This is a genomic window from Streptomyces saintjeani, assembly GCF_055409605.1.
Genome location: NZ_CP189624.1, coordinates 1,971,602 through 1,997,234, shown reverse-complemented (window position 1 = coordinate 1,997,234; position 25,633 = coordinate 1,971,602). Strand labels below are relative to the sequence as shown.

Here is a 25,633-nt window from a genome sequence, read left to right as displayed (position 1 = left end):
AACCCGGCATTGTGCCGAGGGGCACCCGCGTACTACCCGGTCAATACCTGAGAACCAGGTGTGACTCCCCCGCAGGACTGGCCCCCACCCACCCCCGAGTGCTCGAATGGATACGTGCACCCCGAACCACCCGAGGAGACCCCCGCCGCCGGCACCCCCATCGGCCGCCGTGTCTTCCTCGGCACTCTCGGTCTCGGCGCCCTGGGCGTGGCCGCCGCACCCGTCCTCCAGCGCGGCATGGAGTCCGTGCTCGGCGCGATCGCGGGCAAGGACCCCACGGGCCTGACCGGCCTCCTCCCGAACGGCGGCGGCTTCCGCTACTACTCGGTGACCTCGTCCGTCCCCCGCAAGAACGACACGAACTACCGCCTCACGATCGACGGCCTGGTGGACCGCCCCGCGACGTACACCCTCCCCGACCTGAGAGCCATGCCGCAGACCCGCATGGTGAAGGACGTCCAGTGCGTCACCGGCTGGCGCGTCCCCGGCACCCCCTTCGAGGGCGTACGCCTCTCGCACCTCCTGGACGCGGCAGGCGTGAAGTCCAAGGCGGGCGCGATCCGCTTCACCTGCTTCGACGGCGCCTACAGCGAGAGCCTCACCCTCGCCCAGGCCCGCCGCGCCGACGTCCTGGTCGCCCTGCGCATGCAGGACAAGCCCCTGGGCCACGACCACGGCGGCCCGGTCCGCCTCTACGTCGCCCCGATGTACTTCTACAAGTCCGCCAAGTGGCTCTCAGGTATCACGGTCACCGAGGACGTGAAGCCCGGCTACTGGGAGGATCGCGGCTACGACGTCGACGCCTGGGTCGGCAAGTCGAACGGACGGGACGATGACCCCACCGGCTGACACCCTCCCGACGACGACCGACGTCCCTCGCTTCGCCCCGGCCGTGCGGTGGATCCACCGCACCACCGCCCTCCTCATGGGCATCTGTGTCGTCACTGCCGCCTGCCTCTACCTCCCGGAGTTCGCCGAACTCGTCGGCCGCCGCGAACTGGTCGTCCGCATCCACGAGTTCGCGGGCCTCGCGCTGCCCGTCCCGGTCCTCGCCGGCCTCGCCTCGCGCGCGTTCCGCGGCGAGCTGCGCCACCTCAACCGCTTCGGCCCGCACGACCGGATCTGGCTGCGCGCGGCCCTGCGCCGGGACCGACGCCACTCCTCCCGCCCGGCCGCGAAGTTCAACGCGGGCCAGAAGGTCTACGCCGCCTGGATCGCCGGAGCCACCCTGGTCATGCTCGGCACCGGCCTGCTGATGTGGTTCACCCACCTCGCCCCGATCATGTGGCGCACCAGCGCGACCTTCGTCCACGACTGGCTGGCCCTCACGATCGGCGTAGTACTCGCGGGCCACATCGGCATGGCCTTCGCCGACCCCGAGGCCCGCCACGGCATGCGCACGGGTTCGGTCAGCCGGAACTGGGCCAGACGCGAACACCCCCTCTGGCGCCCGGAGGACAAAAGCTGACACCGAGGGTGGCCAGGCGACCGAGGGCCACCAGCTGGAGGGCTTTCCGGCAGAGGGCGACTACCGGTCGATGAGAGGCAACGGCGACGGCCACCCGGCGGACGGCGACGGCTCTCCAGCAGAAGGCGAAGGCTCCCGCACGGGCGGCGACGGTGACCCACCCCCACCCTCCCGTACGACGACCAGGGCCCCCTCCGCGACCGCCCGCACCCCGCCGTACTCCACCCGCACATCCACGACCTCCCGCCCCGGCCCCGCGAACTCCGGTACGACGAACTCCACCGCGTCTCCCGCAGGGAACAACGGCATCCGCAATTCCCCGACGACCGCGCCCCCTTCGGCCACCAGCTCCCCGAAGTCGAAGAACCTCCCCAGCAGTTGGACCCGCACCACATCCCCGGCCGCCACCTCCCCGCCCCCGACGACCCGCACCCCGAAGGAACACGCGGGCGCGCCACCGGAGTCGGCGACCAACCGTACCGAATCCCCGCCCCGCGCCCCGCGCCGGAACGCCAGCAGCTCATCCAACACCCGTTGCGCGGCAATCCCCTTGCAACTGACCCCGCGCACCGGCCGAGACGCCTCCGCCCAACTCCCGCCCTCACCCCGCGCAGCGAGACACGCGTGCGTCAACGCCTTCAACACCAGCCACTCGTCCCCGAGTTCACCCCCGGGGATCATCGCCAGCGCTTCCCGGCACCGCGGCGGGGACCGCAGCACGTCGTACACACTGTCCGGATCCGCCAGCCGGTCCGCATCGGGCGACACAGGCCCCGGCGGCAGCCAGGAGACCGAGACAACACGCGGCGTACGACCGGGATTTGGCGTGGGAAGAGTCGGCACCACGGAAGGTGCGGGAGCACTCCGCCCGACCGTGGCCCCTTCCAGCGCACTGGTCCGAGGCGCCGGAGACGAAGTGACCGCAGGCGTCGACCGCATCGCCGAGGAACTGGCCTCCGGCACCACACCCCCGCCCCGTACCCGAGGCTTATCCCTCTCCTGAAGCGTCACGGTCACCACGGCCACGGCCCCCGCGAGCAGCACTGCCGAGATCCGTGTCCCCAGCGAAATCCCCATGACGTCCCCCCAGTCGTCACCCTCCATCATGCGCCGCCCGCCCCCGCACCGAAACCTGACCCGCGACGCCGGGGTGCGAGGAGGGTTCGTGAAGTCGGCAAGCGGGCAGGGGAGTTCACCCTGACCCGCTCAAACCGGCGAGCAGGCAAGGGGGTTCATCTCACCCCGCTGAAACCGGCGAGCGGGCCAGGGAGTTCACCCCGGCCCGCTCGCTCCAAGCCCCGCCCTCAGCCCCCGAAGTCCAGCAGCACCTTGCAGGACCGCCCCCGGTCGGCGGCCAGCGCGAACGCCGACTCCGCCTCCTCCACCGGCACCACCGCACTCACCAGCCCGTCGAACGCGGGCTCCACGGCGAGAAGTTGAAGCGCCTCGTCGAACTCCACGTCGAAGCGGAACGCCCCGCGCAGCTCGATCTCCCGGGTGACGACGAGGTTCCCGGCGAAGGGGCTCTGCCCGGGCGGCAGCATCCCGAGCTGCACGACGACCCCACCACGCCGGATCAGCCGCAGACAGGTGTCGAGCCCGGCGGCGACCCCGGACGCCTCGACGGCGACATCAACTTCCGCAGGCCACCCGGCATCTGACGGATCATCGGCACGCACCACCTCGGAAGCACCGGCGATCCGCCCGAACTCCAGCGCGGCGGGCAGCAGATCGGTCACCGTCACCCGAGCCGCACCGGCGGCCTTCGCGGCGGCGACGACCAGACACCCGATCGGCCCGGCCCCGGTCACCAGCACATGCCGCCCCCGCACGTCCCCGGCCCGCCGCACGGCATGCAGCGCGACGGACAGCGGCTCGGCAAGAGCGGCACGCCGCAGATCGAGCCCCTCGGGAAGCACCCTCAACTGCTCCTGCGGCACGGCGATCTGCGCCGCGAACCCGCCCTGCACGTGGGGCGTCCGCGCCGCGCTCCCCAAGTACCGCGTATCCCGGCAGACATTGCGCCGCCCGTCCACGCACTCCGGGCACACTCCGCACGGAGTCGCCGGGTGGACGGCGACCAACTGCCCCTCGTACGGCCCCGACAACGCCGTACCGACGACCTCGTGCCCCAGGACCATCGGCTCCTTGAGGCGGAAGTCGCCGACGCCGCCGTGGCGCCAGTAGTGCAGGTCGGACCCGCAGACCCCGCCGTAGCGCACGGCGACCAGCGCCTGTCCAGGACCCGGCTCGACCGGCGTCAACTCCTCGACGCGCAGGTCGCCTTGAGCATGGATGACACAGCCCAGCATCCGCGTTCCCCCGTTCACAGCACGCTCGTCATGCCGCCGTCGACGTACAGGATCTGCCCGCTGACGAAATCCGCCGCAGGGGAGGCGAGGAACAGCACCCCGCCGACCAGGTCCTCGGTACGGCCCCAGCGTCCGGCCGGGGTCCTCTTGCGCACCCAGGCGCTGAACTCCTCGTCGTCCACGAGGGCTTGGGTGAGTTCCGTCTCGATGTAGCCGGGCCCCAGGCCGTTGACCTGGACGCCGGACGGCCCCCAGTCCGCGCACATGCCCTTGGTCAGCATCTTCAGCGCGCCCTTGGTCGCCGCGTACGGCGCGATGCCGGGCCGGACGACCTCGCTCTGCAACGAGCAGATGTTGACGATCTTCCCGTGCCCGCGCGCGGTCATGTACCGGGCGGCCTCGCGGCCCACCAGGAACGCGCTGGTGAGGTTGGTGTCCAGGATGCGGTGCCAGTCGGAGTCGGTGAACTCCAGGAGCGGGGCCCGCAGTTGCATCCCCGCGTTGTTGACGAGGATGTCGAGCGGGCCGACGCGTTCCTCGACGTCCTTGATCCCGGCGGCGACCGAGGGACCGTCGGTGACGTCGAAGACGGCGGTGTGCACCTTGCCGGGCAGCTCGCGCGCGGCCTCGGCCAGCCGCTGCCCGTCCCGTCCGTTGAGGACGACCGTGCAGCCCGCTTCCGCGAGACCCCGGGCGAGCGCCAGGCCGATACCTCGGCTGGACCCGGTGACGAGCGCGGTCTTTCCGGTGATGTCGAAGAGAGGATGAGTCATCGTCGTACCCCTAAAGGACCAGAGACAGAAGGAAGACCACGCCACCCGCGACCACGGAGATGATCGTCTCCATGACGGACCAGGTCTTGAGGTTCTGGCCGACACTCAGCCCGAAGTACTCCTTGACCATCCAGAAACCGGCGTCGTTGACGTGGCTGAAGAAGAGCGAACCCGCGCCGATCGCGAGGACCAGCAGGGCGGTGTGCGTCGTGGACATGTCGGCGGCGAGGGGGGCCACCAGACCGGCCGCCGAGACGGTCGCGACCGTCGCCGAACCCGTCGCCAGCCGGATCGCGACCGCGATCAGCCAGGCCAGCAGGATGGCCGAGATCGACCAGTCCTCGGAGATCTCCAGGATCATCCTGCCGACGCCGGAGTCGATCAGCGTCTGCTTGAAGCCGCCGCCCGCGCCGACGATCAGGAGGATCCCGGCGATCGGCGCGAGGCTCTTCTCGACCAGCTCGTTCAGCCGCTGCTTGGAGAAACCGGCCGGGCGGCCGAGCGTGAAGATGCCGACCAGGACGGCCGAGAGCAGCGCGATCAGCGGCGAGCCGGCGACGTCGAAGACCCGCTGGACGGTGTTCTCCTTGTCGTCGATCACGATGTCGACGAGCGCCTTGGACAGCATCAGCGCGACCGGCAGCATGATCGTGAACAGGGTCACGCCGAAGCTCGGACGCCTCTCCAGGTCCTCCGACGGCCGCTGCGGGACCATCTTGTCGGGGGCCTGGACGTCGACCCAGCGGGCCGCGTACCGCGAGAACAGCGGACCGGCGATGATCACCGTCGGGATCGCGACCAGCACGCCGAGCGCCAGCGTGACGCCCAGGTTCGCGCCGACCGCGTCGATCGCGACCAGCGGGCCGGGGTGCGGCGGGACCAGGCCGTGCATCACGGACAGGCCGGCCAGCGCCGGGATGCCGATCCGCATCAGCGAGTAGTTGCCGCGTTTGGCGACCATCAGCACGACCGGGATCAGCAGGACGACGCCGACCTCGAAGAAGAGCGGCAGACCGATCACCGAGGCGATCAGGACCATCGCCCACGGCATGGTCCTTCCGTTCGCCTTCGCGAGGATCGTGTCGACGATCTGGTCGGCGCCGCCGGAGTCCGCCAGCAGCTTGCCGAGGATCGCGCCGAGCGCGATCAGGACGCCGACACTGGCGACCGTCGAGCCGAGGCCGGCGCCGAAACTGGCGATCGCCTTGTCCAGCGGCGCCCCGGCGAACGCGCCCAGCGCGAGCGTGCCGATGGTCAGCGACAGGAAGGCGTGGAGCTTGAACTTCGTGATGAGCAGGACGATGACGGCGATGCCCGCCAGCACGGCGATACCGAGCTGAGCGTGCCCGGCCGAGGTGATCGGCTCTGGCGCGTCCGCTGCCAGCATCTCGACGCTGAGTCTGGTCACGGGGGTCCCTTACGGAGACGGGGAGGGGTGGACGGGGTGGACGGGGGAGGGCTTGGTGGGGGTAGCTCTCAGGCAGGGGGTGAGAAGGGGAAGGGAGGGACGGGGTGGAGCGAGGGGGTTACGCATGGCGGGGTAGCTCCGGAGGTCTAGTACCGGCGGGGTAGTACCGACGGGGTAGCTCCGCAGGTCTAGTACCAGAGGGGTAGCTCGGCCGGGTTACCCCTCGCGAGTTACCCCCATAGAGGTAGCCCCGCGGAGGTAGCCCTGGAGAGCTACCTCCGCAGAACTACCTCCGGAGAGCTACTTCCGCAGAGCCAGCACCCGCAGAACGATCAGCCCCGCGCCCCGGCACCCGTACCGAGCGCGGCGATCGCCCGCTCGGCGATCTCCTCCGGCCGCCCCGAGACCTCGACCACGACGCCCGCCTCGTCCGCCCGCAGCGGCTCCAGCGCGGCGAACTGCGAGTCGAGTAGCGCGGTCGGCATGAAGTGACCCTCCCGGTGCCCCATGCGCTCCCCGATCAGCTCGCGCGAGCCGCTGAGGTGCACGAAGAGCAGGCCGGGGGCCGCCGCACGCAACCGGTCCCGGTACGACCGCTTCAGCGCCGAACAGCTGACGACCCCGCCGAGCCCGGCCCGCTCGTGCGCCCACGCGCCGATCGAGTCCAGCCACGGCCACCGGTCGTCGTCGTCCAGCGGGGTACCGGCCGACATCTTCGCGATGTTCGACGGCGGATGGAAGTCGTCACCCTCGGCGTACGGAACGCCGAGCCGGGCCGCGAGCAGGGGACCGATCGTGGTCTTGCCGGTGCCCGCGACACCCATGACCACGACGACCTGGGGGGTGCTCATCACTACCTCGCTGTCTTCCTCGACGTGCTGCCGACACGTGATGTCAACGCCACTGAAACCCATTAGGTACGACGAATTCAAGCCCCCGCTCCAAATAAATCTGACTTTTTGAGCCCGTGGCGAACGCCGTACGCTGAGTGCATGACCATTCCGGGCCGAGGTCTGCACGGCCATGTACTCGACACTCTCGGCCCCGCGATCACCGCAGGCGAGTACCCCCCTGGCAGCGTCCTGCGCACCGACGAGCTGTCCCAGCGCTTCGACGTCTCCCGCTCCGTCATGCGCGAAGCGGTACGTGTCCTGGAGTCGATGCACCTCGTCGAGTCCCGCCGCCGCGTGGGCGTGATCGTCCGCCCCACCGCCGAGTGGAACGTCTACGACCCGCAGGTCATCCGCTGGCGCCTGGCCGGCGCGGACCGCCCCCGGCAGCTGCGCTCACTCACGGTCCTGCGCTCGGCGATCGAACCGGTCGCGGCGGGCATGGCGGCGAAGAACGCGACGCCCGAACAGTGCGCCGAACTGACCGAGTGTGTCCTCGGCATGGTCGCCAACTCCCGGGGCCACAAACTGGAGGGCTACCTCATCCACGACGTGGCCTTCCACCGCGTCATCCTCACAGCCTCGGGCAACGAGATGTTCGCCCGCCTGGGGGACGTCGTCGCCGAGGTCCTCACCGGCCGCACGGAACACCGGGTGATGTTCGCCGACCCCGACCCCGCCGCCGTCACCCTCCATGTCCAGGTGGCCGAAGCGGTCCGCGAGGGCGACGCGATCCGCGCCGAACGACTGACCCGCGAAATCACCGAGGGAGCCCTCCAGGAACTGGACATACTGGCCCCCTGACCCTCAAGCGCCGGGAAACTCCCCGTCCACGTAGACCCAGGCCCCGTCGACCCGCTCGAACCGGCTCACCTCGTGCAACGACCCACCCCGGTACGAGGCCCTGAACTCCACAACTCCCTTGCTGTGGAACGCGGTTCCGTCCTGCGTCGCGAGGATCTCCAACCCGGTCCACCGCATCCCCGGATCCAGCTCCAGACTCCCGGGCCGCGTCCGGGGATGCCAAGTCCGCACCAGATACGCCGAGTTCCCCTTCACGAACGCGCTGTACCGCGACCGCATCAACGCCTCGGCGGTGGGCGCGGCGACGGGACCCGCGTGGTAACGCCCACAGCAGGCGTCGTACGACTGGGGAAGACCGCAAGGGCAAAGGGTGGGACGTGCTGCCATGCCCCCCATTCTGCCGGAACCCACCAGCCGCCACGCCGAGCGCTTCTAAGCTCACCGCAGGTGACACGTACGACAAGGGGGTCGGGGTGGCGGACGTCGAGCCGTTCTGGCGTGCACTCAAGGCCGAGGTCCGCAAACAGGGCGTCCCCCAACGGCACTTGGCCCGCCGCCTCCACCTGAGCCCATCGGCCCTCTCCGAACTCCTGAACGGGAAACGGACGAGCGCACCGGACTGGGACGTGGTCAGGAAACTGGTGGAGGAGATCGGCGGCGACGTCGGCTACTGGCGGCGCCGGCTTGAGGAGTCGGAAGCGGCTGAGAGTGTCCGGGACCGCAACGCCGGGCGGGAGCCTGTTGGTTGCGTCGACTGTGAGAGGAGCGCGTACGTGCCGCCGCCTCCTCTCTACGACGGTGGCTATCCGCACGGCCTCAGCGTAGATATCCGCATCCTGGCAGGACAGGACGAGCGCCTGCTCGCCGAGATGGCGGCCATCGACCGGGAGGACCTGGAGCCGGCACTTGAACTGATGGCTTTCCGCGACCAGTTCGACCGGGTCGCACGGCGGCTGCTCGCGGACCTGGCGGCGAAGGCGCGCCGAGCCTGCCACCCGCACAGAGTGCGGCTGTTCTGCGCGGCCCACGCTCTGCTGGTCGTGGAAGCGTGCATCAAAGGTCCCCTCCTTCCCGCGTGTTGGGATGGCGGGGTCGGAGCGGGCGAGCTCATCGAGGTCAGCCTGGACCAAGAGGGCCTCGCCTGGGTTCCGCCGCTCGGCGCCGACATGTTCGGTCCGGACCATCACGCCCGCGTCGTCCAGTACTACGACGGAGTCGCCGAGGCGCTGAGCCTCTTCCTCTCGCCCGACGACACCGCTGCGACAGTCGCCCTGTACGAGTCGCGCGTTGCCGAACTCGCCACGGTCTGCCAGCAGTTGTACGTCTGGATCAACTTGCGGTACGGCATCGGCGCCGACCTGACCGCTTGCCCACCTGGCCGGTCCCGTACGGAACTTGAACGGCTCTACGGTGAACTGGGCGCCCAGAGAACGGGGCTCGGCGCCCTGGAAACCCTCCTGCGAACCCTCGCCCGCGACGCACCGCCCGCCGAATGGCCCGCACGCCTCGCGGAGATACACCGCCACGAACTGGGCCGCCCCCTCTACCCGGTCGGCGAGGCGGGAGAGAGCCATCCCGGCCCCCGTATCCCCAAGCTCGCCCAGGGGTACGTCAACCCCTCCTGCCGCGCAGTCATCCACGCTCCCGACAACAGGCCACACATGGATGCCTGGTGGCACACCCACCCTCTGCACCAGGACATCCAGACCTTCCTCGCCGGCCACCTCACCGCGTATCCCACCCTCGACCAACCACTGATCGTCCTCGGCGACCCCGGCACCGGAAAATCCCTCCTGACCAAGCTCCTCGCCGCCCGCCTCCCACCCACCGACTACCTCCCGATCCGCATCGAACTCCGCACGGTCCCGGCCGACGCCGACATCCTCGAACAGATCAACCACGCCCTCCACCGACTCACCCAACGCACCATCACCTGGGCAGAGTTGACCGAAGCATCCCCCGGCGTCCTCCCGGTCCTGATCTTCGACGGCTTCGACGAACTCCTCCAGGCAGGCGGCACCGACCACTACCGCTACCTCCAGGACATCGCGGACTTCCAGCGCAGCTCAGCGACCAACGGGCTCCCGGTAGCCGCGATCGTCACCAGCCGCACAGTCGTCGCCGACCAGGCCGCGATCCCGCCGGGCAGCACCATGATCCGCCTGGAACCCTTCGACAAGGAGCGGATCGACCGATGGACGCGTCTGTGGAACACGGTCAACAGAGCCCGCCCCTGCCGCACCGACCTTGCCGAACGACACCCCGAACTCGCCCCGCAACCCCTCCTGTTGCTCATGCTCGCGCTCTACCACTCCATCGAGCCCGACGCCGAAGCAACGGTGACGATGAGTCGGGTCACCCTCTACGAACGGCTCCTCAAACTCTTCGTACGCCGCCAGATCACCAAACTGGAACCGGGTCTCCGCCCAACACTCCTGGAGGAAAAGGTCGAGAACGAACTCGACCTCCTCTCCGTGATCGCCATGGCGATGTTCAACAGGGGCAGCCAGGGCGTGAGCGCGACGGACGCCGAACACGACCTTGCACATCTCCGAGACCCCGCCAACTCCGCCACGGACTCCGCGCCTTGGCTCCTCTTCGGCCGCTTCTTCTTCATCCACGAAGCCAGAGCCACGTACGAGGACGGCGAGGACCACCTCTGGTACGAGTTCCTGCACGCCACGTTCGGCGAGTACCTGGCCGCCCGCAAGATCGCCCGCACACTGGCCAGTTGTCCGGACGGAGGCAGATACGACGCCCTCCTGTTCGCGCTCCTGTCCTGCGCACCCCTGACCGACCGCGCACAGATCATCGACGACCTAGGGGACCTCCTCCCCGCGACGAACACGAACACGGACCCGATCCGCACCTTGTTCCCCCGAGCCCTGTACCCCGTCGAACACGACACCGGCTACAGCACAGGCCCGACCTCGGTGACCTACCGCCACGCCTGCTACAGCGCGAACCTCCTGCTGTTGGCGTTCGCCCGTAAATACGCCCTCTACTTCTCTGAGATCGCAGGCACCACTCCTGATCCGGCCGCGAACTGGCGTATCCACGCGACACTCTGGAAGTCCCAGTTCGAGCCGGACGCGTGGGACGCGTTCACGCAACTGATGGTGACAAGGCTCATGGGATGGCAGGACATCTTGCTGCTACCGAGCGACCACCACGCCGGCCCAGGATTCACCGCAGGCCGCCGCACACTGATCCTCCACGACCCGGACATCGACGAGTTGGCGAGCCCGGCCCTCCCGGTGTGGGAGGCGATGGGAGGTGTCACGCGCGTGGACCTCGGAAGACAGGTCATCCCCACAGGCCGTGACCTGGTCACCCTCCTGCTGGCCCCGTCGGCACCTCACCTTCATGGGGACCTGCAAGGCATATACAGACGGTGTCTGGAGAGCCTTGCGACATTCGACACGGAGCCAGGCTCACGGCTGATGCACAGCGCGATCAGCCGCCGCCTCGCCGGAGAAAGCGAGCGCCTCCCTGCCACCTTCGTGAACGACATCCTGAAGAGGCTGGCGGAACCGCAGTACCTGGAGGACGAAACCCGCGTCACCCTCCTGGCCTGCGCCTGCCGCCAACTCACCCGCCCCGGCGCCGATGAGGCCCTGGCGACGGCGATCGCACGACTTCTGAGCGCCTCATCAGTACAACTCGGCTTCCTGACCACCCCAACCACCGAGTCAGCTCTCTCGGCGCTCCACGACACCTTCCAAGCCCCCCACCCCCGCACCTGGCTCCTCAGAACAGCCATCCACCTGGACCTCCCCACCTGGTGCACGCACCACGCCCCCCACATCCTCGGCGACGAAGACCCCCGGGACCTCCTGACCCCCCACGAAACCGACTACCTCCACCCCCTCCTCACTCCCCAACCATCCGATCCAGCCGCTCAGCCACCCACACCCCCACCACCCCCGCCACCCATCCCCCCGGCGTCCCCAGATCCTCACTGACCTGCACCCCCACAAACCCCGAAACCCCCAGAATCACCGCACTACGAAGGCTGATGAGTTTCCGCATGCCGTCCTCCCGAACGAGACAAGACGAAACGAGTAGGTCCCCCACCCTCCCGCCCACCGGAAACTCACCCCCCAACCCCCGAACACCCCCGAACCGAACGCCAAGCCCCCAGCTCAGCGCCCCCCACCCCCGAACCCCGCCGAACCGCCCTACGGCAACGGCGGAACCGGCGGCATGGACGGAAACTCGGGCAACGCCCCCTCGTAAACCCACGCATCGAAAAACTCGTCCACCGGCTCAGCGGCGAACCGCCCCACATGAGCCACGAACGTGGACGTGGTCACAGCACCCCCCCGATGCAACCCGGCCCACCCCCGCAACATGGGAAAGAACGCGGCGTCCCCCAACAGACACCGCACAGCGTGAACAACCACCCCACCCCGTTCATACAGCCGATCGTCGAACATCGACTTCCGCCCAGGATCGGCGAGCCGCAGATCCTGAGGCAACCCGGCGAGCAACCGATAAGCAGCCGAGGCGAGTTGATGAGCACTCCGCCCCCCGGACCGCTCGGACCACAACCACTCGGCGTACTTGGCCAGCCCCTCGTTGAGCCAGATGTGCCGCCAGTCGGCGACGGACACACTGTTCCCGAACCACTGATGAGCAAGCTCGTGGGCGACGAGCCGCTCCGAACCCCGAGCCCCGTCGACGTGGTTGATCCCGAAGAGCGACAACCCCTGTGCCTCGACAGGCACATCAAGCTCTTCCTCGGTGACGACAACGGCGTACTCGTCGAACGGATAGGGCCCGAACACCTCCTGGAACAGCTCCATCATGGCGGGCTGCCGAGCGAAGTCACGGGAGAAGAGAGGAAGCAACTCGGCGGGAATATGCCCATGTTGAGGCACACCCCCGGGCCCGGGATCCCCGAGCAGAACCGTCTGGTACTTCCCGATGGCGAGCCCGACGAGATAACTGGAGGTGGGGGCGGACTGCTCGTACACCCACGTGGTGGTGGACGCCCGGGTGGTACGCGTGAGCAACCGCCCCCCGGTCACCACGGAATACGCGGAGGGAACGGTCACCGACAGCAGATAGGACGCCTTGTCGGCGGGCCGGTCGTTGCAGGGGAACCAGGACGGCGCCCCCACCGGCTGACTCGCGACCAGAGCCCCGTCCCCCAGCTCCTCCCAACCGATCCCGCCCCAGGGGCTGTTGACCGGCTTGGGATTCCCGGACCAGTGCACCTCGACGGTGAACGCGGCACCCCCGCGTACGGACTTGGCGGGCCGGACCCGCAACCGCCCGCCGCGGTGGGTGTATTGGGCCTGCCGCCCGTCGACACGGACGCGGCCTATGCGGAAGTCGGCGAGGTTCAGGAAGAACTCGCCGAGCGCCCCCCGCCCGGCGATCGCGTTGATCCGGGCCGTCCCGGACAACCGGTTCGGCCCGGGACGGTAGTCCAGCGTGATCTCGTAGCGATGCACGCGGTAGCGAGGGTCGCCGTTGTCCGGGAAGTACGGGTCCGGCCCCGCTGTCTGCTGAACTGCCACTACCGCGTCCGCTCCCTGCGCCGTGCCACTCGAACCGTCACTCATGGACACCGAGTGGCCCGCGCTCACGGGCGCCACGACTCGATGGGATTGCCCAGCCAGCGGGTGTCGTCGGGGACGGACTCCGCGGCCATGACGAGCGACGCGGGACCCAGTGTCGTACGGGCCCCGATCGTGCTGCCGGGCAGCACGATTCCGCCAGGGCCCAGTGTGGCGCCCTCACGGAGTACCACAGTATCCGTCCGCAAGATCCGGTCGTGGAAGAGGTGAGTCTGTAGGACACAGCCACGATTCACGGTGGAACCGTCGGAAAGCGTCACCAAATCGGCCTCGGGAAGCCAGTGCGACTCCAGCCAGACACCCTTCCCGATCCGCGCGCCGAGCCCCCGCTGGAAGGCGGTCATGACGACGGTCCCGGGCACGGCGTTCGCCAGCCACGGTACGGCGACGACCTCGACGAACGTGTCCGCCAGCTCGTTGCGCCACACGAAGGAGCTCCACAGCGGGTGTTCCCCGGCCCGGTGCCGCCCGACGAGCGCCCACTTGGCGGCGACGGCCAGCAACGCACCGAACACACCGGCCCCCAGCACCACGACCCCGCCCAGCAGGAACCCCCACGGCCCCAGCACCGACAGCGCGGCCACCACCAGCACCGCGATCCCCGCCGAGCAGAACACCGGCACGATCCGGCACAGTTCGACGAGCCCGCGCGCCCACAGCAGGTGCGCCGGCGGGTCGTACGTACGGCTCTGGTCGCCGTCCGAGGCGCTGCGCGGCAGCTTCATCGGCGGCAGCCCCAGGTACGAACTCCCCTTCTTCGCCTTCTTCGGCGTCGCCGACAGCACCCCGACGAGCCCGCCCTCGGGCACGGACCGGCCCGGCGCGGTCATCCCCGAGTTCCCGAGGAACGCCCGCCGCCCGATCTCGGCCCTCCCGATCCGCACCCAGCCACCGCCGAGTTCGTACGGCGCGGTCAGCGTGTCGTCGGCGAGGAACGCGCCCTCACCGACCGTCGTCAGACTCGGCAGCGCCAGCACGGTCGACACCTCGGCGCCCCGCCCGATCCGCATGCCGAGCGCCCGCAGCCACACGGGCGTGACGAGCCCGGCGTACAGCGGGAACAGCGTCTCGCGGGCCTGGTCCATCAGCTGCGTCACGGTCCACGCCTGCCACCCGACCCGGCTGTGCGTCGGATACGTCCCCGTACCGAGCCGCAGGCTCAACAGCCGTACACCGACGAGGATCAGGGACGCGTAGACGAGGCCGTACGCGAGGGTCGCCGGGACGAGCGCGTACAGGACGCCCGGCCACACCGCCCCGCCGGGACGGACGAACACCGACGCCACCAGCAGCGCGACGGCCGCCGCGGCCACCGGCAGCAGGCTGAGCGCGCCGCCCGTCAGGCCGTACATGAACCGCCAGTACGTGCCCCGCGCCGGCCGCTCCTTGGGCCAGTTCCGCTTCGCCTTGCCCAGCTTGACCGCCGGAGCCCCCGCCCAGCGCTGCCCGGTCGGGACCTGACCGGCGACGGCCGAACCCGGCGCCACCTCCGCCCGCTTGCCGACCCGCGCACCCGGGAACAGCACACTGCGCGTACCCACGACGGCGTGCGCGCCGACCTTCACCGCGCCGATCTCCAGCCGGTCCCCGTCCAGCCACCAGCCGGACAGGTCGACCTCGGACTCGACGGCCGCCCCGCGCCCCAGCTTCAGCATGCCGGTGACCGGCGGCAGCGAGTGCAGGTCCACCTCGGGCCCGATCTTCGCGCCCAGCGCCCGCGCGTACCGCTCCAGCCAGGCCCCGGTCAGCGAGGTCGCCCCGCTGAACTCGGCCAGCCGCTCGGCCGTCCACAGCCGCAGATGCACACCGCCACCGCGCGGATACCGGCCCGGCTTCACACCCCGCAGCAGCAGCCGCGCACCACCCGCCGCGATCCCCAGCCGCCCGGCCGGAGTGAACAGCACCAGCGCGACGAGCCCGATCACCCACCACGACGCGGTCGGCAGCCAGGTGTACCCCGGCAGCAGGTTCCCGGCGGCGGCCAGCGCCACCGTCCAGCGCAGCCCCGTCAGTGTGAACAGCGGCAGCAGCGCCAGGAGTTGGATCACCTGCGCGCGCACCGGGACCGGCGCGATCACCCGCGTCGCCCCGTCGTCCTGCGCCGACTCCTCAAGATGCCGGGCGAGTTTGCGCAGCACCGGCTGCTGATAGATGTCCAGGACGGCCGCGCTCGGATACCGCTCCCGCAGCCGCGTCGTGAGCTGCGCGGCGGACAGGCTGCCACCGCCTATGGCGAAGAAGTCGTCCGAGGCGCTCGCGACGGGCGTACCGAGGACGTCCGTCCACTGCTCGGCGAGCCACGCCTCCGTCCCGTACAACTCCTCCTTCGCGGAAGAGGTCTGCAGATCCGGCAGCGGCCACGGCAGCGCGTTGCGGTCCACCTTCCCCGAGGTGCGCGTGGGGAGTTCGTCGACCGCCGCCAGCAACGGCACCAGCGCGGCCGGGAGTTCGGTCCGCAGCCGCTCCACGGCAGCCGCCTGGTCCCAGCCCTCCTGCGTCACCACGTACCCGACGAGCAGCTGATTCCCGCTGCGTGCGGTCCGTACGGCCGCAGCCGCACCCGCCACACCCGGCAGCGCCTGCAACGCGGCGTCCACCTCGCCGAGTTCGATCCGCCGCCCGCCCAGCTTGATCTGCTCGTCGGCCCGCCCGAGGAACAACAGCCCCTCGGGATCGGCCTGGACGAGGTCACCGCTGCGGTACGCCCGCTCCCAGCCCAGGGATTCGAGCGGCGCGTACTTCTCGGCGTCCTTCTCCGCGTCGAGATACCGCGCGAGCCCGACCCCGCCGATCACCAACTGCCCGGTGCCGCCCATGAGTACGGGCTCACCGGCGTCGTCCACGACGGCCAACTCCCAGCCGTCCAGAGGGAGTCCGATCCGGATCGGCTCCTCGCCGGTCATCAGCGCGGCACACGCCACGACCGTCGCCTCGGTCGGACCGTACGTGTTCCACACCTCCCGGCCCTCGGTCACCAGCCGCTGAGCCAGCTCGGGCGGGCACGCCTCGCCGCCGAAGATCAGCAGCCGTACGTCGTTGAGGGTCTCGGGCTCCCACAGCGCGGCGAGCGTCGGCACCGTCGACACGACGGTGATCTCCTGCTCCACCAGCCACGGCCCGAGGTCGGCGCCGCTGCGGACCTGGGAACGCGGTACGGGCACCAGGCAGGCGCCGTAGCGCCAGGCGAGCCACATCTCCTCGCAGGACGCGTCGAAGGCCACCGAGAGGCCCGCCATGACCCGGTCACCGGGCCCGATCGGCTCCTCGGCGAGGAACAGCCGAGCCTCGGCGTCCACGAAGGCCGCCGCGCTGCGGTGCGTGACGGCGACACCCTTGGGCTTGCCGGTCGACCCGGACGTGAAGATGATCCACGCGTCGTGCTCGACGCCCGGCCGCCCCGCCTGTCCGCCCTCGCCGGGGTGGACGGTGATCGCGTTCCCGCCGGTGAGCACGGCTCGGACGTCCGCCTCGCCGAACACCAGGTCGGCACGCTCGTCCGGGTCCTCGGCGTCCACCGGCACGTACGCGGCGCCGACCGCGAGGACGGCCAGGATCGCGACGTACAGATTGTTCGTCCCCGAAGGCACCCGCACCCCGACCCGGTCGCCGAGGCCGACGCCCGCCTGCGCGAGCCGGCCCCGCAACCGGGCCACCTCACCGGCGAGTTCGCGGTAGCTGAGCTGGGCGTTTCCGTCGTCGAGCGCGGGCTCGTCGCCGTAGAAGCGCACAGCGCTGTCGAAGACGTCGACGAGCGTGCGCGCCGGGGCGGCAGAGCCCCCCGAGAACCGCGCGAACGCCGTCTCCTCCTCTTCGAACAAGGCCGTGCTGACCTCGTGTATGGCCGCCATCAGGTCCCTCGCGTCTCGTGCCCGGAAACCTCCGGGGCGCTGGCGGGCCCGCAGGTATGCCTGGGGTTGTCCGGCTCCAGCCCGTAACAAGCCGGAAATTTTAGTACCACGCTATGGATCAACCGGTTCGACAGCCACCGCAGAGACCCGTTCGAGTCACCGATCAAGACCCCGGGCAGGGCTCTGACCTGCGCGATCTTGGTAGGGAGGAGAGATCCACCACATAACGAGCGAAGGCCCCGACCGACTGGTCGGAGCCTTCGCTCACTGTGTCCGAGGGGGGACTTGAACCCCCACGCCCGATAAAGGGCACTAGCACCTCAAGCTAGCGCGTCTGCCATTCCGCCACCCGGACGGGGTGTGTCTCGCGCGGGGTTCCCCCGCGGCGACGTCGTAAACATTACCAGGGTTTCCGGGGTGCTCGATCACGGGTGGTCCGGCGTGAACGGTGTGTGACGAGGTGGGAGCGGTCTTGGGTGTCGGGGGCGGGGGAGGGAGGATGAGGGGAGACCAGGAACCGGCAGTGGGAGGCAGCGGCGTGAGCGAGACGGGCACGGACGGGTACGTCAGGGGCGAGGACGAGGTCGTGGACCTCTGTTCCGAGCTGATCCGGTTCGACACCAGCAACTACGGCGACCACTCGGGCCCGGGGGAGCGGCAGGCGGCCGAGTGGGTCGCGGAGAAGCTCGCCGAGGTCGGCCTGGAGCCGGAGATCTTCGAGTCGCACCCCGGCCGCGCCTCCACCGTGGCCCGCATCGAGGGCGAGGACCCCTCGCGGCCCGCGCTCCTCATCCACGGCCACCTCGACGTCGTTCCCGCGAACGCGGACGACTGGACGCACCACCCGTTCTCCGGCGAGGTCGCGGACGGCTGCGTGTGGGGGCGGGGCGCCGTCGACATGAAGGACATGGACGCGATGACCCTCGCGGTCGTCCGCGACCGGCTGCGCAGCGGGCGCAAGCCGCCCCGGGACATCGTCCTGGCGTTCCTCGCGGACGAGGAGGCCGGTGGTACGTACGGCGCGCGCCACCTCGTCGACCACCACCCCGACCTCTTCGAGGGCGTCACCGAGGGGATCAGCGAGGTCGGCGGGTTCTCCTTCACCGTCAGCGAGGAGCGGCGGCTGTACCTCATCCAGACGGCCGAGAAGGGCATGCACTGGATGAAGCTGACCGTCGCCGGTACGGCCGGACACGGCTCGATGATCCACCGCGACAACGCGATCACCGAACTGTCCGAGGCCGTCGCCCGCGTCGGACGCCACAAGTGGCCCGTCCGCGTCACCAAGACCACCCGCGCCTTCCTCGACGAACTCGGCGACGCGCTCGGCACCCCCCTCGACCCCGAGGACATGGAGGCCACCCTCGCCCGCCTCGGCGGCATCGCCAAGCTGATCGGCGCGACCCTCAGCAACACCGCGAACCCCACCCAGCTCGGCGCCGGCTACAAGGTCAACGTCATCCCCGGCGAGGCCACCGCCCACCTCGACGGCCGCTTCCTGCCCGGCCACGAGGAGGAGTTCCTCACCGACCTCGACCGCCTCCTCGGACCGCGCGTACGCCGCGAGGACGTCCACTCCGACAAGGCGCTGGAGACCTCCTTCGACGGCACCCTCGTCGACGCCATGTCCGCCGCGCTGCTCGCCGAGGACCCCACCGCCGAGGCCGTCCCCTACATGCTCTCCGGCGGCACCGACGCCAAGTCCTTCGACGACCTCGGCATCCGCGGCTTCGGCTTCGCGCCGCTGAAGCTGCCGCCGGAGCTGGACTTCGCGGGCATGTTCCACGGGGTCGACGAGCGGGTGCCGGTCGACGGGCTCCGGTTCGGGGTGCGCGTCCTGGACCGGTTCATCGACGCGTCCTGAAGGGGCCGCGCACCTGTTCGGTCCGCCCCGGACGGGTGAATCCGACCATACGCTCGTAGCCCCAATGGCTCCTCCTCGTTACAGGTCGTGCGGCCCGCTCCTTGGGCCGTCTACCTACTCAGGAGGAAATACACATGATCAAGAAGGTCGTCGCCGCCGCTGCCGCCACCGGTGGTCTCGTTCTCGCGGGTGCGGGCCTGGCCGTCGCCGACGCCGGTGCGCAGGGTGCTGCCGTGGGTTCCCCCGGCGTCCTGTCCGGCAACGTCATCCAGGTCCCCGTGCACGTCCCGGTGAACGTGTGCGGCAACACGATCTCCGTGATCGGCCTGCTGAACCCCGCCTTCGGCAACACCTGCATCAACAAGTGACGCCACCCCGCTGAGGGGGCGTCCACGCCGTACCGGCCCCGGAGCGCGCGCCATGCGCTCCGGGGCCGGCCGGTTTCGGGAACAGCGGACCACGTGGACATCAGTAAGGGCAGGTAATCAGCGATGCGACAGGTCACCCGCAAGGGGTTCATGACCGTGGCGGCGGCGACGGGGGCGATCGCCGCGGCGGGAGGGGTCGCCCACGCGGACTCCTCGGCGAACGGTTCCACCGGGGAGTCACCGGGGGTGCTCGCGGGGAACACGGTGTCGGTGCCGGTGCACGCGCCGGTGAACGTGTGCGGGAACACCGTGAACGTGGTGGGGCTGCTCAATCCGGCGATGGGGAACTCGTGCGGGAACGGGGGTGGGGGTAAGGCCGGTGCCGGGTCCGGTGGGTACGGGTCCGGCGGGCACGGCTCCGGCGGGTACGGAGGGGCTGGGGCGCCCGGCGGAGGCGGGTACGGCGGGGCTGGTGGGTACGGCGACGGTGGCCACGGCGGAGGGGGCGGGCACGGCGCTTCCGGGGGCGCGCACGCGGGCGGGCACGCCGGAGGGTCACCCGGGGTCGGCTCCGGGAACCACGTCCAGGTCCCCATCGACGTACCGGTGAACCTGTGCGGCAACAGCGTCGACGTCGTCGGGGTCGGTAATCCGGCGTTCGGGAACGAGTGCGGGAACGGGACGTCGGGGCATCCCGGGAACCCGGGGCATCCGGGCGGGCCCGGGGGGCCTGGCGGTCCGGGAGGGCCCGGTGGACCCGGTACCCCTGGCGGCCCTGGCGGACCGGGTAACCCTGGTAACCCGGGCGGACCGGGTAACCCTGGCAGCCCGGGTGGTCCTGGTACGCCGGGGCACCCTGGCAGCCCCAGTCACCCCGGTAACCCGGGCACCTCGCACCCCTCGGGCCCCACGAATCCCACCACCCCCACCCACCACACGCCCCCGAACCACGTCCCCCACACCGCCCAACGCCCCACCCTCCCCGGGGAACTGGCGAGCACAGGTGCCGAACTCCCCCTGGGCCTCGCCCTCCCCGCCGGCGCGGGCATGCTGGTCGCGGGCGCCCTGCTCTACCGCCGGAGGCACGCGTCCTCCTGACGGCGATCTTCGGCCAAGCTGAGGCAACGGCCGTAAAAATCACGGCAAAGCGACACAGAGCGCACCAACTGCCGTGAAACCGCGAGGGTGATCCCGGCCACACGGATCACCCCGCGCGCAAAGCGCGACGGAGCGGGCCCCGACCCGGCGGGGCCCGCTCCGTCGTCTCGCCCGTCCCCTTCGTCCGCGTTTCAGCTCACCACGTGGCCCGTACCTGGCGGATGATCCGCCGCCGCAACCGCACCCTGCGGCTGCCGTCCCGCATGAGGCTCAGACGGTGCAACTCCCAGTGACCGTACTCGGCATGGTCCGTCAGCAGACGTGCGGCTTCCTTGCGGGAAACCCCGCGCGGTACGTACACGTCGGCAAATTCGTATTCCGGCATCGCATCTATTGTGCGGGCTGGTGCCTCGTACGGATAGCGTCTGCACTATGTCTGATGCTGCGCAGCCCACCGCTGCCGAGGTACGCGCCGCCGCCGAGGCGGTGAAGACCGCGCTCGACCGTCACCTGGCCGCGGTCGAACGCCGGTCGGGGGAGGACGACCCGGCCGTCTACGAGGCGTTCAACGAACTGGCCGCTGCGGCGGAGACGTACGACGAACTGCTCTACGACCGGTACGACGAGGTCACCCCCTTCGAGATCCCCGGCACCGACGACTCCCTTCCGCCGTACGCGGGTCCGGAGGAGCCGAACGCCCTGAGCGTGCTGATCCGCCGCGACTACGCGGTCGCCGAACCCCAGCGGCTCCTCGCGCAGGCCCAGCGGGTCGAGGCGGCGGAGTACGACGGCGGCGAGGACACCGCGAGCACCGTCCACGGCGCCCTCGGCATCCTCTTCGGCGAGTACGAGGCCGACGAGATCGCCTCCCGGCACAAGGAGTTCGGCCTGGAGGAGGGCGACTCGACGCTCTGGGTGGTCGCCGCCGACGACCCGGCCGACCCCGGCGAATGGCTGGAGTCCCCCTTCGACCAGGCCGACCCCCAGCGGGTCGTCTGCCGCTTCGACGTCAGCGCGGTCTTCGACGAGGAGTCGGAGGACGAGGACTTCGACGAGGACGAGGTCGAGGTCGAGGTCGACGAAGTGGATGAAGTCGACGGGGTCGACGACGTGGACGAGGTCGATGTGGAGGACGTGGAGGATCTGGAGCCGCTGGACGTGGACCGGCGGTAGCCGGGGTTCGCGGCGCGGGTGCTCAAGGTGAAGGGCGCGGGGTTTCCTCCGCGCCCTTCGCGCACTCCGGGCCGTTGCGCCGGCCTGGGGCCGTCCCGCCTACCCCGTCGCCACCGGCACTTGTCCGCGCAGCAGCACCGGCAGCCGGGTCGTCCGCGGCTTCGGCAGAACCTCGGCGACCGCGTGCGGGAGGGCCTGTTCCACGCCGTGGACGACCGACAGGTGCCGCTCGGGACGGCTGAACGCCGTGTACACCCACGCCCGCGACAGCGCCTGCGCCGCGTCCCCGGGCAGCACCACGACCGCCGCCGGCCAGCGCGCGCCCGCCGCCTGGTGGGCGGTCAGCGCCCAGCCGTGCCGCAGGGTCTGCTCGACGCGGTCCTTCGGTACGAGGATGCCGGCGCCGGCGCAGGTGATGCGCAGGCCGTCCGCGTCGGCGCCCACGACCCGGCCCGGGAGCGTGCGGCCGGGCGCGGGGGCGTAGGCGACCAGGTCACCCGGGTCGTACCCGGCGAAGCGGCCAGGGCCGGGGTTCAGGCGCTCCTTGAGGGCCGCGTTGAGCGCGCGCGTACCGGCCGCGCCGCCGTGGCCCGGCGTGATCACGACGGTCTCCTCGGGGGACACCCCGAACGCCCTCGGCACGGAGTCGGCGACCAGTTGCACGGTCCGGTGCACGGCCTCCCCGGCGTCCCGCACCGGCACGATCACGATCTCCTTGCCGGGCGCGGCCACCTGGTTCAGCTCCCCGATGCCGATCCCGGAGACCAGCTCCCCGATCGGCCCCGGGTCCGGCGTCCGCGAAGCGACCTGCGGGCACACGCGCGCGGCGAGCACATCCCCGAACACGCGTCCCGCGCCAGCCGACCACAACACGCCGGGGTCCCCGCTGAGCACCAGCCGGGCCCCGTCCGCCAACGACTCGACGACCATCGCGGCGGCCTCGACGTCCAGTTGAGGCGCGTCGAGCAGGACCAGCAGGTCGAGCGCGAAGGCCCCTTCGGAGTCCCGACCGGGCCCTTCCAGCCCGGCGAGGAGACCGGGGAGGGTGACGACGGAGGGTTCGTGGGCGGGTTCGTGGGCGGGGCCGCTGTGCGTGTCCGCCGGGGCGCCGTACGTGCCTGCGCCGGCCTCCGTGGGATGCGCGGGGTGCGGGATGTTTCCCCCGGTCCCGCGTCCCCCGTTCAGCAGTGCCGCGAACCTCTGGCGGCCGTCCGCCGTGTGGCAGGCCGCGACCGCGCGCAGGCCCAGGGCGCGGGCCGCGTCGAGGAGGGCGGCCGGTTCCGCGCGGGACGCCTCGCCGCCGGTGTGCAGGACGAGGCCGTTCGCGGCGACGGCACGGATCAGGTCGGCGGCGCCACGGGGGGCGGCGGAGGCGGCCGTCTCCCACGCGGGGGAGTCGTCCTCGGGCAGCGCGTTGACGATCCTGGCGAGCCCGTCGGCGAGGCTCTCCTCCGCGAGGGCGTACCGCTCAAGGCCGACCAGCACACGGACGGGACGCTCCTCCTCCTCGTCGTCCTGCACGGGAGCCGCGCCGGGCTCCTCCAGCGCGTCCTGGAAGATCAGCGCCTCCCCCTCGGCGACGGTGCCCTGTACGGCGCCGTCGGCGTCCGGCACGCCCCGCTGGGCCAGAGCGGCGGTCAGCGCCGGCAGCTCCAGCGCCGTATGCCCGGCCAGCGCGGCCTGCTCCAGCAGCCACAGCGTCACGGCGCGTCCGCGCCGCTCGTCCGCCGGCCCGCACTCGGCTCCGAGCAACGCGCGCGCGAACCCGTCGGCCTGCTCGGGCCGCACACCGGAGACCCGCAGCAACTGCCAGGGGTCCTCCCGCAGCAACTCCGCCGCGCCCTCTCCGAGGGCCACCGCGACCTGCGGCGCCAGGGACTCGGGCGCGGACCCGCCGACGAGGACATGCCGGACGGCGTCGACGAGGGTGGGGGAGGGGGCGAGGGGGGTTCCGGCGGTTCCTGGGGACGGGACCAGGGAGCCTTCGGTGAGCCCGGGGGACGGGGCCAGGGATTCTCCGGCGATCCCGGAGGACGGGGCGAAGGGGCTTCCGGCGCCCCCGGAGGACGGAGCCAGGGAGTTCCCGGCGACCCCGGGGCTCGCGGCGCCCCCCGCGCCCCTCGTGCTCCCAGTGCTTCCCGCGCCACCCGCGCTTCCTGCGCCCCCCGCGCCACCTGCGCTTCCCGCGCCGGCCACGCTCCCAGCGGGCCCGAACCCGGCGTCAGTACCCACGCCTCCGGCGGTCCTCGTGACGCCGGTGGTTCCTGCGGCGCGGTCTCCCTCGCCGGGCCCGAACTCCCCGGCGGTCGTGGCGTTCCCCGCAGCCGACGGAGCGGATCCGTCCGGCATCCCCCGCTCAGGACGTCGCCCAGGGCCGGGAACGCTCCGCGAGGGCGGTGCGGCGTACGCGCTCGCGGGCTTCGCGCCGCTCTCCACGGCCCGTACGGCGGCCAGCAGATCCGCGGCGGTCCCGCTCAGCTTGCCCCCTGCGGCGATCGGCCCGCCCTTCTCGGCCTTGCGCCGCGCGATCCGCTCCCGCTCGACTTTCTGCGCGGCGAGCTCGGCCTGGGCCTCGGTGAGTTCGGGAGCCGCGGCCTCACCCTTCTGAGCCTCGCCGGAGCCTTCCGCGCCACCGGTCTCCCCGCTCGCGTCACCTTCCGCGGCCTCCTCGGTGCCCGAGGGTTCCCCGCCGGCAACCTCACCCTCCGCGCTCTCGTCACCCCCGACGTCCACTCCATCCCCATTCCCCGCGAGACCCACTTCCCCGGCCTCGGTCTCCCCGCCTGCGGCCACCGGACGCGCGGGTGCCTCGGCCTCCACGCTCCCGGCGTCCTCCCCATCCCCGCTTCCCCCGCCTCCGGCGACACCCGCTTCCCCGCCCCCGGCCCTCGCCGTGTCCGAGGCGTCCGTGCCCTCGACGTCCTCCGCCTTGCCCCCGCTTCCCCCGCCCCCGGCGACCCCTGCCTCCCCGCCCCCGGCATCAGCTCCCCCCTCCGGTGCCCCCGGCGCTTCGTTCTCCGTGGTCTCCGGGTCCGTGGTCACAGCGTGCTCCAGTCGTGATCGGGATAGCGGTGCACGGGCGCCGACACGTCGTCGAGGGCCCGGCAGATCTCGTCTGGAAGCGTAAGGGCCTCCACTGACAACGCGGCGCTGAGCTGCTGCGCGTTGCGCGGGCCGATGATGGGCGCGGCGACGCCGGGCCGGTCGCGGACCCAGGCGAGGGCGACGTGCAGCGGGGTGACGGCGAGGCCGTCGGCGGCGGTCGTCACCGCGTCGACGATGCGGCTGGCCGTGTCGTCGAGGTAGGGCTCGACGAACGGCGCGAAGTGGTCGGAGGCGGCGCGGGAGTCGGGCGGGAAGACGTCGCCCCGGTACTTGCCGGTGAGGACACCGCGCCCGAGCGGCGAGGAGGGCAGCAGCCCGATGCCGAGGTCGATCGCGGCGGGCAGCACCTCGCGCTCGATGCCGCGCTGGAGGAGCGAGTACTCCATCTGCGTGCTGGACAGCCGCGTACGCGTGCCGGGCGCGGCGAGCTGCCAGGTGGCCGCCTTGGCGATCTGCCAGCCGCAGAAGTTGGAGACGCCCGCGTACCGCGCGCGCCCGCTGGAGACAGCGATGTCGAGGGCCTGGAGGGTCTCCTCCATCGGCGTGTGGGGGTCGTACGCGTGGATGTGCCACACGTCCACGTAGTCCGTGCCGAGGCGGGCCAGCGACGCGTCCAGCGCGGCCAGCAGATGACCCCGGGAGCCGTCGTAGCGGCGGTCGGGGTCGGGCACGCTGCCCGCCTTCGTCGCGATGATCAGGTCCCGGCGCGGGACCAGGCCCTCTATGAGGCGGCCCAGCAGGTACTCGGCGTCCCCGTCGCCGTACACGTCCGCCGTGTCGACGAGGGTGCCGCCCGCTTCCCAGAACGTCTTCAAGAGGTCCGCCGCGTCGTGCTCGTCGGTGTCGCGGCCCCAGGTCAGGGTGCCGAGCCCGATACGGGACACGCGCAGGCCGGTGCGGCCGAGATGCCTCTGCTCCATGAACGCCGAGATTA

General features: G+C 71.1%; 19 protein-coding genes and 1 tRNA gene. 8 read left to right on the top strand and 12 right to left on the bottom strand.

Going from position 1 to position 25,633, the window contains the following annotated elements:
* Nucleotides 1-114: 114 nt before the first annotated feature.
* Together ACQCO7_RS08850 and ACQCO7_RS08845 are read left to right on the top strand one after the other, a co-directional pair.
* Nucleotides 115-849, top strand: coding sequence for a molybdopterin-dependent oxidoreductase (locus tag ACQCO7_RS08850; RefSeq protein WP_464071292.1), 735 nt, complete (start codon nt 115-117; stop codon nt 847-849).
* The gene (locus tag ACQCO7_RS08845) at nt 833-1,468 is read left to right on the top strand and encodes a cytochrome b/b6 domain-containing protein (RefSeq protein ID WP_464071291.1); all 636 of its coding nucleotides are present in this window, start codon (nt 833-835) and stop codon (nt 1,466-1,468) included. The genes ACQCO7_RS08850 and ACQCO7_RS08845 overlap by 17 nt, the downstream gene beginning before the upstream one ends.
* A 60-nt stretch (nt 1,469-1,528) precedes the next feature.
* Here ACQCO7_RS08845 and ACQCO7_RS08840 read toward each other — a convergent pair whose 3' ends face one another.
* The 5 genes from ACQCO7_RS08840 to ACQCO7_RS08820 all read right to left on the bottom strand — a co-directional run bounded on the left by ACQCO7_RS08840 (nt 1,529) and on the right by ACQCO7_RS08820 (nt 6,812).
* On the bottom strand, nt 1,529-2,149 hold the full coding sequence (locus ACQCO7_RS08840) for a hypothetical protein (RefSeq protein WP_464071290.1): 621 nt from the start codon (nt 2,147-2,149) through the stop codon (nt 1,529-1,531).
* A gap of 623 nt (nt 2,150-2,772) precedes the next feature.
* Entirely contained in the window at nt 2,773-3,780 is a 1,008-nt protein-coding gene (locus tag ACQCO7_RS08835) for an L-idonate 5-dehydrogenase (protein ID WP_464071289.1), read from the bottom strand.
* A 14-nt stretch (nt 3,781-3,794) separates the two neighbouring features.
* Entirely contained in the window at nt 3,795-4,553 is a 759-nt protein-coding gene (locus tag ACQCO7_RS08830) for an SDR family oxidoreductase (protein ID WP_464071288.1), read from the bottom strand.
* 10 nt (nt 4,554-4,563) lie between these two features.
* Nucleotides 4,564-5,961, bottom strand: coding sequence for a GntT/GntP/DsdX family permease (locus tag ACQCO7_RS08825; RefSeq protein ID WP_464071287.1), 1,398 nt, complete (start codon nt 5,959-5,961; stop codon nt 4,564-4,566).
* A gap of 332 nt (nt 5,962-6,293) precedes the next feature.
* A complete protein-coding gene (locus ACQCO7_RS08820; protein WP_464071286.1) occupies nt 6,294-6,812 on the bottom strand; it encodes a gluconokinase in 519 nt (172 codons plus the stop codon).
* A gap of 141 nt (nt 6,813-6,953) precedes the next feature.
* Here ACQCO7_RS08820 and ACQCO7_RS08815 point away from each other — a divergent pair, with 141 nt between their 5' ends.
* The gene (locus tag ACQCO7_RS08815; protein ID WP_010350376.1) at nt 6,954-7,655 is read left to right on the top strand and encodes a FadR/GntR family transcriptional regulator; all 702 of its coding nucleotides are present in this window, start codon (nt 6,954-6,956) and stop codon (nt 7,653-7,655) included.
* Nucleotides 7,656-7,658: 3 nt separating this feature from the next.
* Here ACQCO7_RS08815 and ACQCO7_RS08810 read toward each other — a convergent pair whose 3' ends face one another.
* A complete protein-coding gene (locus ACQCO7_RS08810) occupies nt 7,659-8,042 on the bottom strand; it encodes a YchJ family protein (protein WP_464071285.1) in 384 nt (127 codons plus the stop codon).
* Between the two features lie 86 nt (nt 8,043-8,128).
* Between ACQCO7_RS08810 and ACQCO7_RS08805 the strand changes: the two genes are divergently transcribed.
* Nucleotides 8,129-11,620 carry an AAA family ATPase gene (locus ACQCO7_RS08805; RefSeq protein ID WP_464071284.1) on the top strand — a complete coding sequence of 1,164 codons (3,492 nt, stop codon included), beginning with the start codon at nt 8,129-8,131 and terminating at the stop codon, nt 11,618-11,620.
* Between the two features lie 216 nt (nt 11,621-11,836).
* On the opposite strand, the gene ACQCO7_RS08800 is transcribed toward ACQCO7_RS08805, so the two are convergent.
* The 3 genes from ACQCO7_RS08800 to ACQCO7_RS08790 all read right to left on the bottom strand — a co-directional run bounded on the left by ACQCO7_RS08800 (nt 11,837) and on the right by ACQCO7_RS08790 (nt 17,446).
* A complete protein-coding gene (locus tag ACQCO7_RS08800; protein ID WP_464071283.1) occupies nt 11,837-13,183 on the bottom strand; it encodes a M1 family metallopeptidase in 1,347 nt (448 codons plus the stop codon).
* A 65-nt stretch (nt 13,184-13,248) separates the two neighbouring features.
* Nucleotides 13,249-17,091 carry a Pls/PosA family non-ribosomal peptide synthetase gene (locus ACQCO7_RS08795; protein ID WP_464071282.1) on the bottom strand — a complete coding sequence of 1,281 codons (3,843 nt, stop codon included), beginning with the start codon at nt 17,089-17,091 and terminating at the stop codon, nt 13,249-13,251.
* Nucleotides 17,092-17,361: 270 nt separating this feature from the next.
* A tRNA-Leu gene (locus tag ACQCO7_RS08790) sits at nt 17,362-17,446 on the bottom strand.
* A gap of 183 nt (nt 17,447-17,629) precedes the next feature.
* Between ACQCO7_RS08790 and ACQCO7_RS08785 the strand changes: the two genes are divergently transcribed.
* The 3 genes from ACQCO7_RS08785 (at nt 17,630) to ACQCO7_RS08775 (ending at nt 20,421) form a co-directional block, all read left to right on the top strand.
* Complete coding sequence (locus ACQCO7_RS08785; RefSeq protein ID WP_464071281.1) at nt 17,630-18,955, top strand: M20/M25/M40 family metallo-hydrolase; 1,326 nt, start codon at nt 17,630-17,632, stop codon at nt 18,953-18,955.
* Between the two features lie 134 nt (nt 18,956-19,089).
* Nucleotides 19,090-19,323, top strand: coding sequence for a chaplin ChpH (gene chpH / locus ACQCO7_RS08780; RefSeq protein WP_010350369.1), 234 nt, complete (start codon nt 19,090-19,092; stop codon nt 19,321-19,323).
* A gap of 123 nt (nt 19,324-19,446) precedes the next feature.
* On the top strand, nt 19,447-20,421 hold the full coding sequence (locus tag ACQCO7_RS08775) for a chaplin (protein ID WP_464071280.1): 975 nt from the start codon (nt 19,447-19,449) through the stop codon (nt 20,419-20,421).
* A 196-nt stretch (nt 20,422-20,617) separates the two neighbouring features.
* On the opposite strand, the gene ACQCO7_RS08770 is transcribed toward ACQCO7_RS08775, so the two are convergent.
* Nucleotides 20,618-20,806 carry a DUF5703 family protein gene (locus tag ACQCO7_RS08770; protein ID WP_464071279.1) on the bottom strand — a complete coding sequence of 63 codons (189 nt, stop codon included), beginning with the start codon at nt 20,804-20,806 and terminating at the stop codon, nt 20,618-20,620.
* Nucleotides 20,807-20,853: 47 nt separating this feature from the next.
* On the opposite strand from ACQCO7_RS08770, the gene ACQCO7_RS08765 reads away from it, so the two are divergent.
* Entirely contained in the window at nt 20,854-21,594 is a 741-nt protein-coding gene (locus ACQCO7_RS08765) for a hypothetical protein (protein ID WP_464071278.1), read from the top strand.
* Nucleotides 21,595-21,693: 99 nt separating this feature from the next.
* Here ACQCO7_RS08765 and ACQCO7_RS08760 read toward each other — a convergent pair whose 3' ends face one another.
* On the bottom strand, nt 21,694-23,943 hold the full coding sequence (locus tag ACQCO7_RS08760) for a helix-hairpin-helix domain-containing protein (protein WP_464077178.1): 2,250 nt from the start codon (nt 23,941-23,943) through the stop codon (nt 21,694-21,696).
* 689 nt (nt 23,944-24,632) lie between these two features.
* Complete coding sequence (locus tag ACQCO7_RS08755; protein ID WP_464071277.1) at nt 24,633-25,619, bottom strand: aldo/keto reductase; 987 nt, start codon at nt 25,617-25,619, stop codon at nt 24,633-24,635.
* Nucleotides 25,620-25,633: the final 14 nt, after the last annotated feature.